Genomic DNA, 11,141 nt, shown 5'->3' with positions numbered 1-11,141 from the left:
ATGGCGCTTTTGTATATTGATGAGTTTGAGAATGGTGCTGTCGGTGTGAATTTGAATGCAGGGCCGAATGCAAGTCTTTTTCAAGTGAGAGTGATTATTGGGCAGGGGGAATTCGTTAGAATAGTGAATGGAACTCTGTCAGATAAGCAGGTTGTTATAAGGTCAAGGGGGGGTGCCGCTCACCAGCAAAATGGTTTTGTACTTTTAGATGGTGTGCATACAGATGAAAAAATAACGGTAGGTTTTGCTTTATCTGTTTCAGGTAATATTAACAATACGTCGTCAGGTATAAGCGTCGGCAATACAAAACCTCTTTCTTTTTCAAACCATGTGAGTAGCATTCTGGTTATTAATTCAGATGGATCATGTACGATTGGCGACCTGACCTCAGCCCCAGGTCTTTTTCTTGATTCCGTTTATTCGTATGTTGAAGTGACTGTTGATTATGGTACAGGTTCTTTTGATCTATGGGTGAATAATGTACACCAAGGCTCTGGGTCGATGTCTTTTTCTGGAGAAAAGAAAGTACAGTTCGGTGCTACTGGAGTGACATCATCTAGCTTGTATGAATTCTACGATGACATCTACATCCTTGACGACGCGGGCACCACTCACAACCAACGACTTGGCCCTGTGCGCGCTGTCCGTGTGCCGTTTAACGCAACTACGGAAGCCAATTTCACGCCCTTTGGTGCTGCAGACAACATCACAGCAATCAACAAAGACGCCCCGAATACCAGCACATTCAACCGATCTCCAGCAGCAAACAATGTCGGTGATTACTTCAAGCTGGACACCTCCGTCCTGCCTGAAGATAGGCCAATCATTGCCGTTCAGCAGTCTGCCATGTATCGGAAAACGGACATCGGTGAGCGCGCGTTGAAATTGGTAGCCAAAGAGGGCGTAGACCGTAAAGAACACCCGCTTCCTGACCGGCTCGTTACTTTCTCCGGTGGCCCTGCTCAGATACTTGAAGCGGCAGCTGATGGGTCCGCTTGGGATTTAACTAATTTGGCCGCCACCGACTTTGGATACGAGGTAACAGAATGAGCAATAACCTATCATTACCGCAAGTAGCCCCAAATCAAAACCAGAAAGAAGTCACGATCAATGATCAAGCCTTTGCGCTTGATGCAGCAATGACCGAAGTGCTGCAGGTTGACCTAAGCAGCGGATCCGAAATACTCACCAATGCCGAATTTACTCGGCATTTTTTATTTGTTGGTGCTGGCCAAACGGCCGCAGCGACATTAACTGTGCCGGCGATTAAACGGTTCTTTGCGGTACAGAATGCGGGTGATTTTGATTTGTCTGTGTCGGTCGGATCATCAAGCGTCACTGTTGTGCCTGGTGCTTGCTCACTGCTTTATAACACCGGTGCTGATTTGATCAGGATTGGTTAATCTTACATTGTTAAACCACTGACGCCCCTTCGGGGGCTTTTTTATGGGTGGAGGAAATGTTGAGTAACGACTCATATTCAACGATTGAAAAATTTGTGCCTGGCGTTATCGGCAGCATTGGTGCTCTTTTGTGGATCAAAGGCACGCTAATCCGAAAAGTATCGATGGTCATTCTGGGTGCGGCAGCCAGCTACTATGGCGCGCCGTATGTAATCAGTCAATTCGGACTGCAGGAAAATTTGGCTGGCTTTCTTGTTGGGCTATTCGGTATGTCCGTAGTCGATTGGATATTCACCAGCTGGGACGGTATTTTGAACGATTATCTGCGTGCCAGGCTGGGTTTGCCACCGGATCGAAGGAAAGGGGAGTAAGACATGGACGTGAGCACAATTTACATGCTTGTTTTATATTTTTTTGTACTAATTAGCTCAATTTTGGGTGCATTTAACGTTCTGTATGGCGCAAACCTGCTACAGCGACTTGCTTTGTTTTTGCTTTCGATCTGGTCAATGTGGTGGATGCAGGTGATTTACGAGGAAGGCTACAACGGTAACCACGAAGTTCTTGAAGTGACTGCATTGGCCATGTTTGCAGCCGGAACCATCCAGAAAACCTTGAAATGGAGAAAACGATGATTTTGATTTCAGCAGGCCATTCAAATTCAGATCCCGGTGCAGTTGGTAACGGTTACACCGAAGCCCAAATAGTCACGGAATTCCGTAACCTGGTTGCGTTTTATCTTAAGCGCGCAGGGGTGGATTTTATAACCGATGGAGCTGGGGATGATAACAAGCCGCTACGTGATGCTATCGAGCTGGCCAAAACAGCCGATTTGGCAGTGGAATTTCACTGCAATGCTTTTTCCAGCCATGCGGCTACTGGGGTGGAAACGCTAAGCGACTTTAAGCATCGCAAACTTGGTGGGCAAATTTGCCAGGCAATATCCGGTGTCCTGGGGATCACGAATCGTGGGGCAAAAGGAGAATCCTCTGGCCAACATTCACGGCTGGGCTTTGTGCGGGCGGGTGGGATCATTGTTGAGCTGTTTTTTATCAGCAATCCGAATGACGTTGCCGTGTACCAGGCCAAGAAATGGCTTGTAGCCCAGGCCGTAGCTGAACTACTGATGGAGCACGGAAAATGATTGACTGGAAAGTGTATGCGGGAATCGGCCTGTTGGTTGCAGGCTTTGCTTATGGCCAGCTGCAATATCAGAGAGGTCATAGCGCAGCAGAGCATGAACAGATGGTTGCTGATTTAACTGAATACAAGAAAGCAGCTGACACACTCTTGCTGGCCAGTCAGTCCGCCCAGGTGGCGATCGATGGAATAGGGCAGGTAAGAAATGATTTTGTGAGGGAATACAACGATGCGATGCTTAATTCTTTTGATTGTTACGCTGATGACGGCCGGATGCGTCTCATCAGAGACTTATACCCGGCCCCCGTTACCGGGCAACCTGATTGAGTGCATTGAGCCGGCACCGCCCAAGGGCAACCATTTTGATGACGTTGCCCTGGCCCTGGGCGATGCAATTACTCGGTTTTATGAGTGCAAGACTAAGCATGATGCCGTTGTGGCCGCGTGGGGGAAATAATGCTGGCGCTCACAAATGCTTAAACAGGAATTCAAGAAAAAGTGACCCATAAGCCCATATTAGTGTTCCGACAACCATAAAAGCAATGCCATATTTTTCATCAGATATGAAATCGTCAACTTTTGCTTCTTGTTCATGGGTCAATTCTGCAGTACCAAAAGCGCCAGCCCCAGATATTATATTGAATAGGTTTAATTTAGGAAGACCTAAATGAAAGTAAAAATTATGTTTAATATTAAGAAACAAACCAGCCAGCGTGAATATTGCCCCAGAACAAGAAAATATTGTTGGCGTCTTTGCGCAGAGCTCAATAAAAAGAGACAATAATGAAATCATTAAGCAAAAAATTAAGGCTCTTTTTCTGTCAAAAAATAAAAATTCTATCGTAGAAAAGAATTTTGATTTATTAGTTTTTGGTTGACTCATGAATCTTCCTTGTGCGTAACGTAAATTTTAAATAATTACAATTCAAATTATATGGCACATATTAGATTTGTTACCCACATTAACTGTGGATAACTTTGCGGAAAAGGGCGGGGCAAGTATGCTAACCACTTGATTGCGCCAAGACTGTTGCTGTTTTGATCACCTATTGACCACCAGCAGATCAATCACATTTTCAATGTCGTAATCCGTGATCTTGCTCACAAACGTCTTGTTTCTGCATGCGTAGAGTAACTGCCTGCCCAGATCGGTCAATCCGGCTGGCTCCAGCCATTCACTCACCAGGTCCGCTGTAAGTTGCAAATTGACAAGCCCATACGCATCAATGTCTTTTAGCCACCCCTGGACTGTAGGATACGCATATTCACGCGCATCTTTTCTGTCGATGCTGTGAAGTAAATCTATGTATTTTTCAAATAAGTCTTGATCTATTGATGTCGTGTCTTTGCTCATGATGGCATCTTTAAAATTAATTGACGCCAGGTTAGGGTAGGGGAATTATAACTGATTATTTATACAGTGTTATGGGCAATAAAAAACCCGCCGAAGCGGGTTATTTTTTGGCTGAAAAAATGACTATTGGCAGAACAAAAAACTGTCTAAAACAGAAATTAAAAATCAATTAAATCAATGGCATAAACAATTCAATAAGTTGGTTTTTATTAGACATTAAGCATATGAAAATACTTATAAATCAATATCTTGCGTGTTATTTGCAATGAATTGACCGAGTATATTATTATCGTTGCCCTGGTGGCCATTTCCGCAATTGCCGTGTATCAATTGTTTGGTCAGGTCATTCGCTCGCAAACCGCGGCCATGGCCAGTGAATTGGCGGGTGAAGACGGTACCGAGTATTCCGCTTCGGCGCAAAATGCCGCACAGGCCGCTTCGGCGCAAACCACGGCCAAATCCCTTAAAAGCTTTACCGGCAATGCAGGTTCGGGCGGGCAATAATGGCAATGCTCCCCAGCCATGCAGCAAGGCAAACTCATGGGCAGTCCGGTCAGGCGCTTGTGCTGGGGATACTGTTGCTGGGGGTTATTGCCATTGCCATTAATGCCCTGTTCAGCACTGGCAGGCTCATTGGTGTCAAGGCGCGTCAGCTTAATACGGTCGATGCTGCCGCGTATTCGGGGGCGCTTATTCAGGCCCGTGCCCTGAACATGCAGGCTTATATCAATATTGCCCAAATTGGTCATCAAATGGCCATGGCGCATTTGGTTACCCTGGGGTCTTGGGCAAAATTCAGTGCCACGCAGGGTCAGCAGGCCAGTGCCGGAAATCCACCTGCCTATTTAATCGGCATGATGTTTGGTAGTGGGCATCTACAGGCCTATCAATCTGCCCGCAAGGCACGGGCCATTACCACCATTGCCAGTCCAGGCAATGAGTTGTTTCAGGCTTTTGAAGCGCACGACAAAGCGGTACACCAGGTGCTGCAGGCAGCCAGTCTGGCGATTGACAAAACACTAGAGTCCGCCCGTAACCGGGCTATCGAGAAAGTGATTCTGGCCAATTATCCAGAATCCCATATTCGTGAGAATCTGTCCTGGGAAGTCCAGCATGACAATTTGCAAGGGTTTTCTGCGGTTTTTGAGCCCACGGGCAATTATCGCTCATTAATCGGGCAGGTGGCCGGTGTGTATCGTTTTCTGGATGAGCGCAATCATGTTCGCAAAAATGCATGGATGGTGAATGATAAATGTCCCTGGAAACGTCATGAATTAAGGCGCAGGGGGCAAACCGTCCTGGATGAAAAAGGAAATTGGCAGTCTATCGACACCGAGTCTTATCATGCCTTGCGTTCGAATCGCTGGATTGGCTGTTATTTCAGGGAGTATCCCATGGGATGGGGATGGGTGCCTGGCAATGCCAACAGCATGGCCATGGATTTGCCTCACACGCAGACACCGCCCGATAATTTTTCCGGGATGGATTTCTGGCGTTGGGTAAGGCAAGCCACCCAATGGAATATTTATGGTGGCAACCAGAACCCGCTGGCCAATTCACGTGCAGTGGCGGCTCGCCAGCGCTGGCAAGGTGGTGGTCTGGCCAATTATGTGGATATTGCCAATGCCGGTCGTCAGTCTTCGGTGGCATTCACGCTTTCCTTGACTCGCAAGAACGCATGGGGGCATGACTTTACGGTTAACAGTCGGGCACAAACTTTTTTTGAAAGGCCTCAGGCACGCACTGACAGGCGGATTGAAAAGGCCAATTTTTGGCACCCATTCTGGCAAGCGCGTTTGGTTGATACAGAACTAAAGGTGGTTGAATGAAACGGACATTGCAAAGTGGTCAGGCCCTGGCCGAAGGTTTGGTGATCATGCTGGTTTTGTTGCTGTTCTTTGTGGGAATGGGTTGGCTGGGGCGTTTGCTGGATATGGGGTTGCAGGCTTCGCATGCAAGTCATTATGGGGCTTTCCAGCTGAGTCGGGAAATTCCCGATATTAACAAAGCTGAACTGGCCTCCCGTTTTTTGCTGGGTCCGGAAAAAAACTGGCGAGACCGCCGAGGAAATTTATTGCTGAGCAATAATGCCATTGCCGTGACCGTAGATCATAGCGAAAAACTGAGTGCCTTTATGCAGCCAGGCGCAAATCATGAACAGGCCTCATTGCTGCGTAAAGACTGGGAAATTGAGGATCCAGGTCTGGCCAGGCTGGCGTTAAGTGTAACACCCATGTTTGCTGCGGCACGCAAACAGCCCGAGGCCAATGCAGTGCTTGGTTTGGGACTTGATTTTTTCGATCATTTTTCGCTTTCCATCAAGCGGCATACCAGCATTCTGACAGGTGCCGGGCATGCTGCCAGTGATCAGGCCGCGCATACCCGGTCTTCAGTTAGTCAAGAAGGTTGGCAAAACGCAGCTGGCCTGTCCTATGCAAGTGGCCGAAAAATTCAATCGTTTGCACAAAGCGTAGATGCTCCCTGGGATCGACCCCAGCCCGTATTGGACTGGCTGCAACCCTGGCAAGGCATGTTGCCGATCCATCACCTGGAGCAATAAATGATCAGGCCACTAATACGGATTTTGGTTTTAACGGTTGGCATGACATTGGCCATGCCGGTTTGGGCAAAAGAAGGTTTGCCACAAATATCCAGTCGTCTGTTGCGCTCATTAAAAATTGAACAGTTTGACTTGGCGCAGGAAATGAAACTGTTTGGGGAACCGGCCATGACCGTTGTATTTACCCGGGACCAGTCACTGGATAGCTTTATGCGGCAAATTCAGGAAGAGCAGACGGTTTTCCGTTATGCAGACGTGATCGCTGATCAGGTTTTTTTGCATGCAAGTCTGACACAGGTGCATGTCATGTTGCGTCTGTTTGCCACTGCTGAAAACAGTTTCAGGGGTGAATTAAGTCTCATTGAAAATCAGTCATCAGCCACTTTAAGCCAGTCATCTTTCAATGAACGGGTGGCGGCCAGGTTTTTACCGTGGATACCGGCAGGTGCACAATTGTTGATGGATATCGAATTACCCGGCAGGGAAAAAGTGCTGCAACAGCTTTATTGGCTAAACCAAAGTGCCGGACAAACGCGGCATGAGTTGAAGGCCCGTTTGCTGGCCAGGCAATGGGTGCCAGACAGTGAAGATTTACTGGAGCAGGGTGTTTGGCATAAAGGCAATCAATCACTTTATGTCTTTGTACATGCAATCAAGGCAGGGACAGGTGTTTATCTGATGAAAAAAAACAAACAGGCGGAGTAATGAAAAAGCGTAAATGGCTGAATAAAACGACCGTGATGGTAGGAGTGGCTGTATTGGCGGGCTTGTTTGCCGCTTGGGCGGCCAGGGAGTACTTGCAGGACAAGATCAGGCAGATCGAACAGGAAGCCCAGGTCAAAACCATTCAAAGAGTGGTGGCGGCTTATGACTTGCCTGAGGGTACCCGTATAGAAGCGGTACACGTGGCAGTGCGTGACGTTCCGGAGCCATGGGTGGTTAGCGGTAGCCTGGCACCGGAAGAGTTCATTCAGATAGAGGGGCAGATTATTACCACAGCGTTAAAAGTCGGAGACCCGGTTTTATGGGCCAATGTGGCAAAGGCTAAAAATGCACCGTTTTCCGCCAAAATCAACCCGGGAAGAAGGGCAGTCACCATGCCGGTGGATGCGATCAACTCAGTATCGGGCATGCTGGTGCCCGGTGATCTGATCGACCTTTACGTCTCTTTCGAGTATCGCAAGCGACAAATTACCGCACCATTGCTGCAAGGGGTACTCGTTATGGCAACCGGCCGGCAAAGCAAAAGCGGGTATGCCGAAGGCCTTGAAGACAGTGGCGCTGACCAGGGTTATTCAACCGTCACGCTGGATACGGCCCCAGAGGAGGCGGCCAAACTGGTGGCTGCCCGTCAGGCGGGCATGATTACGGCCTTGCTTAGAAATCCGGAAGATAACAAGGCAACCCAAAAAGCGGTGCGGGGAGATCTGGCCAGTATTCTGGGCATTGCCACGCCACAACCGCCTGTCAGGAAAAAACCGGCCGTTATTTATGGTGATGATGCCTTAAGGAAGTTGCCCGGTCTGGCTCTGCCGCCCAATCCTGAAACGGCCGGTAAACGGGATGAGCGTGGCGTATTTGAGTTGCCCGTGCAAGACGATATTGTCAGTGCCTGGATTAATACATTGCCTGATTCAATGCAGACGGCAAGCGGTGCACAGGCGGATTTTGTAGTTGAGCAGTAACCAGGATGGATGAGGAGTGAAGTTGATGTTGGCAAGAAAAACAAAAGCGGTCATATTGAGAATGATCGTCGGGTGGTTAGTGATCATGCTTGCCGGGCCGGCTTGGTCGGCGGATGACCCGGTTCATTTGCGCTTGAATATTGGTGATATACGGGTTTTGCCCATACCTGATATTGCCCGTATCGCGGTAGGAGATAGCAAGGTGGTTAATGCGGTCAGCGATGATGACCGCGAAGTGATTGTGTTTGCCAAAGACCAGGGGCAAACCACGTTGCAAATCTGGGACGTGCACGGAGAGCGTCAGATTTTTCAGATTGTTGTGCAGGCGGCGGAAGAGCAAAAATTGATGCAGGATATCCGGCGCATTCTGGTGCGGATTCCCAAAGTACGTGCCAGTATTGTTGGTGACAAAGTGATTGTCGAGGGTGACAGCCTGACTGATGCCGATCGTGAGCGGGTTGGTATTTTGGCCAAACACTATCCGCAAATCATTGATATGACCAGCCAGGTGGGGTGGGACCAAATGGTGTTGCTGGATGTGCAAATACTGGAGTTGCCGCGCAATTATCTGCAGGAGCTTGGCGTGCGCTGGAATCCGGCGTCAGCAGGCGGGTTCAATGCAGGCATGACCTGGGATGCCGCTTCTTCAAAATTGTTTGAACGGGTCGGTGAGCAGGTCATGAATGTATCGTTTCCCATGAATAATCCAGCCGGTTATTTTGGTGTCAGTGCCGTGCTTTCATCCACCATTCAGGCTATGGCAACCCAGGGTGAGGCAGTGGTTCTGGCGCAACCTCAGCTGATGGCGCGCAGCGGGTCTACCGCAGAGTTCCTGGCGGGTGGCGAGGTACCGTATTCAGTGACTGACAATAATGGCAATACCCAGACTATTTTCAAACCCTATGGCGTGAGTCTGTTCATTACACCCCGGATAGAAAAAAACGGTACGGTGCGCTCAAAAATCAATGTCGAGGTCCGTTCAGTCGATGCCTCGCTGAACCTGGCTGGTGGACCAGCCCTTAAAACCCGCCGTACATCCACCGAATTTAATGTCCAGTCCGGAGAGACATTGGTGCTGGCCGGGTTCATTTCGCGTGATCAGGTCCAAAACAATGACAAGGTGCCGGGTTTTGGGGATACCCCCATTTTGGGAGCTTTGTTCAAGTCCCGTAAATTCCAGAACAATGAATCGGAACTGGCGATTTTTGTCCGGCCTGTGGTGGTGTCTGCCGATAACAAGGATTTGCAAAAACGTGTCAAGCGTTCAAAGCTGATTCTGGATAGTACTTTTGAGGCAGGCCCCGTGCTTAATGTACATGTAAAAAGCGAAGCACAGGAAGATGAAAGTATGGCTCCCGATACAAAAACAGCGAATGAGAGCAAGCCACGACAGCGTAAATGGCAGGGCAACAAGTTGCAAGGTTCAGTATGGAATCCGGTTCTTGATGCCCCGGTAACCGGTATTCGGTTCAGGAAAGCAAGGTAATTCATGATGAGTGGAAAAGGAGCGCGCCATGCTGAGAATTGAAATGCAGTTTGAAGATGGTAAAAAGGAAATCAGGGAAATACCATTGCCATTTGATATTGGTCGTTTGGCCGGATGTGGGTTGCGATTGCGCAGCTGGCGTGTAGCCAGGAAACATGCCCGGATGGAGGTCAGGGATGCGGGAGTATTTATTGAAGATCTGGGAGCGATTACCGGTACTGTCTTGAATGGTCAGCGAATAAGCTGTCACGGGCCTTTGCAGGAAGGCGATGAGATTATTATTGGCCCTTGCATGATGAAAATAAGGCAAATCAGTCGTTTGAGTAATCATCAAGGCTTGCAAGGTGGATCAGAGCGTATCGCCAGTGCAATGAAAAGTCAGCTTTCAGATGGGGTCGTCTCAGAGGAAGAATGGGCGGCAAAGTCTCAGGCATTCACGGTACAGATGCCCCAATCATCTGGGTCTGTCCGGGAAAAACCACGGCAAGATCTGGCACAAGACTTGTATATCCGTCGGCGGCTCCACGGAGCCTTGCTAGAGGCGTTGGATTTGCGTCGCCGGGATGTTTCCATGATGAGTGACGAGGCGCTCAGGAGCGAAGCGGGGGGATTACTGGACGAAATTATCCGGACCGATGAAGAGATCCCTCCCGACGCAGACAGACAACGACTGATGCAGGCGGTGCTCGATGAAGCGGTGGGCCTGGGGCCCCTTGAGCCTTTGCTGCAAGATGCCAATATTACCGAGATTATGGTAAATCGTCATGATGAGATTTATGTCGAGGAAAATGGCCGTTTGCAACGGCATCATGCCGCATTCAGTTCGGAGCAGGCGGTAGTGGGCGTTATAGACCGGATTGTGGCGCCTATTGGCCGGCGTATTGATGAGAGTTCTCCCATGGTGGATGCCCGGTTGGCCGATGGTTCCCGGGTCAATGCGATTATTCCACCGATTGCCCTGAAGGGGGCAAGCATGACGATCAGGAAGTTTCCCCAGCGCCGTCCCGGCATGCAGGACTTGTTGAAACTGGGTTCACTGGACCCCTGTATGAGTCGTTTTCTGGAATTGTGTGTCCGGCAGCGTAAAAACATAATTGTTTCGGGGGGAACCGGTTCTGGCAAAACCACTTTGTTGAATATTTTGTCCAATTGCATTCCGGCAGATGAAAGGATTGTCACGATTGAAGATGCCGCGGAATTGCGGCTTAATCATGAGCATCTGGTCGCACTGGAGGCGCGTCCAGCCAACCTCGAGGGAAGGGGGCAAGTCATGATTCGTGATTTGGTGCGCAACGCCCTTCGCATGCGTCCAGACCGGATTGTGGTGGGCGAATGTCGTGGGGCGGAAGCCTTCGATATGCTGTCGGCCATGAATACCGGGCACGAGGGCTCATTAACCACCTTGCATGCCAATACCCCGCGTGATGCCCTGTCACGGCTTGAGACCATGATTTTAATGGCGGGAATGGACTTGCCACTGCTTGCGGTGCGTGAGCATATTGCTGCCAGTATT

15 protein-coding genes are annotated in these 11,141 nt (G+C 49.2%); 13 read left to right on the top strand and 2 right to left on the bottom strand.

Translation table 11 applies throughout. From position 1 onward, the window contains the following. The 6 genes from HCX92_RS08975 to HCX92_RS08950 are packed head-to-tail and all read left to right on the top strand — an operon-like array spanning position 1 to position 2,870. A complete protein-coding gene (locus HCX92_RS08975; protein WP_169294602.1) occupies positions 1-1,050 on the top strand; it encodes a hypothetical protein in 1,050 nt (349 codons plus the stop codon). Beyond that, positions 1,047-1,403: a hypothetical protein gene (locus HCX92_RS08970; protein WP_169294601.1), complete on the top strand. Its 357-nt coding sequence runs from the start codon at positions 1,047-1,049 to the stop codon at positions 1,401-1,403. The genes HCX92_RS08975 and HCX92_RS08970 overlap by 4 nt, the downstream gene beginning before the upstream one ends. A gap of 56 nt (positions 1,404-1,459) precedes the next feature. Beyond that, a complete protein-coding gene (locus tag HCX92_RS08965; RefSeq protein ID WP_169294600.1) occupies positions 1,460-1,774 on the top strand; it encodes a hypothetical protein in 315 nt (104 codons plus the stop codon). Between the two features lie 24 nt (positions 1,775-1,798). Further along, on the top strand, positions 1,799-2,038 hold the full coding sequence (locus tag HCX92_RS08960) for a hypothetical protein (RefSeq protein ID WP_169294599.1): 240 nt from the start codon (positions 1,799-1,801) through the stop codon (positions 2,036-2,038). Next, entirely contained in the window at positions 2,035-2,547 is a 513-nt protein-coding gene (locus HCX92_RS08955) for an N-acetylmuramoyl-L-alanine amidase (protein WP_211182328.1), read from the top strand. Before HCX92_RS08960 ends, HCX92_RS08955 begins: the two co-directional genes overlap by 4 nt. Beyond that, positions 2,544-2,870, top strand: a complete 327-nt coding sequence (locus tag HCX92_RS08950) for a hypothetical protein (protein ID WP_169294597.1) — start codon at positions 2,544-2,546, stop codon at positions 2,868-2,870. The genes HCX92_RS08955 and HCX92_RS08950 overlap by 4 nt, the downstream gene beginning before the upstream one ends. Before the next feature lie 139 nt (positions 2,871-3,009). On the opposite strand, the gene HCX92_RS08945 is transcribed toward HCX92_RS08950, so the two are convergent. Both HCX92_RS08945 and HCX92_RS08940 read right to left on the bottom strand, forming a co-directional pair. Next, a complete protein-coding gene (locus HCX92_RS08945) occupies positions 3,010-3,426 on the bottom strand; it encodes a hypothetical protein (RefSeq protein ID WP_169294596.1) in 417 nt (138 codons plus the stop codon). Between the two features lie 159 nt (positions 3,427-3,585). Then, the gene (locus HCX92_RS08940; protein WP_169294595.1) at positions 3,586-3,897 is read right to left on the bottom strand and encodes a hypothetical protein; all 312 of its coding nucleotides are present in this window, start codon (positions 3,895-3,897) and stop codon (positions 3,586-3,588) included. Between the two features lie 240 nt (positions 3,898-4,137). Here HCX92_RS08940 and HCX92_RS08935 point away from each other — a divergent pair, with 240 nt between their 5' ends. The 7 genes from HCX92_RS08935 to HCX92_RS08905 form a co-directional block, all read left to right on the top strand. After that, complete coding sequence (locus tag HCX92_RS08935) at positions 4,138-4,401, top strand: hypothetical protein (protein ID WP_371808407.1); 264 nt, start codon at positions 4,138-4,140, stop codon at positions 4,399-4,401. Continuing rightward, positions 4,401-5,726, top strand: coding sequence for a hypothetical protein (locus HCX92_RS08930; RefSeq protein ID WP_246587379.1), 1,326 nt, complete (start codon positions 4,401-4,403; stop codon positions 5,724-5,726). The genes HCX92_RS08935 and HCX92_RS08930 overlap by 1 nt, the downstream gene beginning before the upstream one ends. Further along, positions 5,723-6,457, top strand: coding sequence for a pilus assembly protein (locus HCX92_RS08925; RefSeq protein WP_169294593.1), 735 nt, complete (start codon positions 5,723-5,725; stop codon positions 6,455-6,457). The genes HCX92_RS08930 and HCX92_RS08925 overlap by 4 nt, the downstream gene beginning before the upstream one ends. Next, on the top strand, positions 6,458-7,162 hold the full coding sequence (locus tag HCX92_RS08920; protein WP_169294592.1) for a hypothetical protein: 705 nt from the start codon (positions 6,458-6,460) through the stop codon (positions 7,160-7,162). Continuing rightward, positions 7,162-8,142, top strand: a complete 981-nt coding sequence (gene cpaB, locus HCX92_RS08915; protein ID WP_169294591.1) for a Flp pilus assembly protein CpaB — start codon at positions 7,162-7,164, stop codon at positions 8,140-8,142. Before HCX92_RS08920 ends, cpaB begins: the two co-directional genes overlap by 1 nt. A gap of 25 nt (positions 8,143-8,167) precedes the next feature. Then, positions 8,168-9,628 carry a type II and III secretion system protein family protein gene (locus HCX92_RS08910; RefSeq protein WP_248290027.1) on the top strand — a complete coding sequence of 487 codons (1,461 nt, stop codon included), beginning with the start codon at positions 8,168-8,170 and terminating at the stop codon, positions 9,626-9,628. Between the two features lie 28 nt (positions 9,629-9,656). Further along, positions 9,657-11,141: ATPase, T2SS/T4P/T4SS family (locus tag HCX92_RS08905; protein WP_169294590.1), on the top strand; the 1,485-nt coding region annotated here is incomplete at its 3' end.

It is taken from the genome of Advenella sp. EE-W14 (assembly GCF_012923605.1).
GTDB lineage: Bacteria > Pseudomonadota > Gammaproteobacteria > Burkholderiales > Burkholderiaceae_B > Advenella > Advenella alkanexedens.
The sequence above is the reverse complement of the archived record's forward strand: the minus strand, read 5'-3'. Positions and strand labels throughout refer to the sequence as shown.

Excerpts from the sequence above, each read along its gene's own strand:
- HCX92_RS08930 (WP_246587379.1), top strand. The coding sequence starts at position 4,401 with ATGGCAATGCTCCCCAGCCATGCAGCAAGGCAAACTCATGGGCAGTCC.
- HCX92_RS08965 (WP_169294600.1), top strand. The coding sequence starts at position 1,460 with ATGTTGAGTAACGACTCATATTCAACGATTGAAAAATTTGTGCCTGGC.
- HCX92_RS08970 (WP_169294601.1), top strand. The coding sequence starts at position 1,047 with ATGAGCAATAACCTATCATTACCGCAAGTAGCCCCAAATCAAAACCAG.
- HCX92_RS08945 (WP_169294596.1), bottom strand. The coding sequence starts at position 3,426 with ATGAGTCAACCAAAAACTAATAAATCAAAATTCTTTTCTACGATAGAA.
- HCX92_RS08955 (WP_211182328.1), top strand. The coding sequence starts at position 2,035 with ATGATTTTGATTTCAGCAGGCCATTCAAATTCAGATCCCGGTGCAGTT.
- HCX92_RS08925 (WP_169294593.1), top strand. The coding sequence starts at position 5,723 with ATGAAACGGACATTGCAAAGTGGTCAGGCCCTGGCCGAAGGTTTGGTG.
- HCX92_RS08910 (WP_248290027.1), top strand. The coding sequence starts at position 8,168 with ATGTTGGCAAGAAAAACAAAAGCGGTCATATTGAGAATGATCGTCGGG.
- HCX92_RS08960 (WP_169294599.1), top strand. The coding sequence starts at position 1,799 with ATGCTTGTTTTATATTTTTTTGTACTAATTAGCTCAATTTTGGGTGCA.
- HCX92_RS08975 (WP_169294602.1), top strand. The coding sequence starts at position 1 with ATGGCGCTTTTGTATATTGATGAGTTTGAGAATGGTGCTGTCGGTGTG.
- HCX92_RS08950 (WP_169294597.1), top strand. The coding sequence starts at position 2,544 with ATGATTGACTGGAAAGTGTATGCGGGAATCGGCCTGTTGGTTGCAGGC.
- cpaB (WP_169294591.1), top strand. The coding sequence starts at position 7,162 with ATGAAAAAGCGTAAATGGCTGAATAAAACGACCGTGATGGTAGGAGTG.
- HCX92_RS08940 (WP_169294595.1), bottom strand. The coding sequence starts at position 3,897 with ATGAGCAAAGACACGACATCAATAGATCAAGACTTATTTGAAAAATAC.
- HCX92_RS08920 (WP_169294592.1), top strand. The coding sequence starts at position 6,458 with ATGATCAGGCCACTAATACGGATTTTGGTTTTAACGGTTGGCATGACA.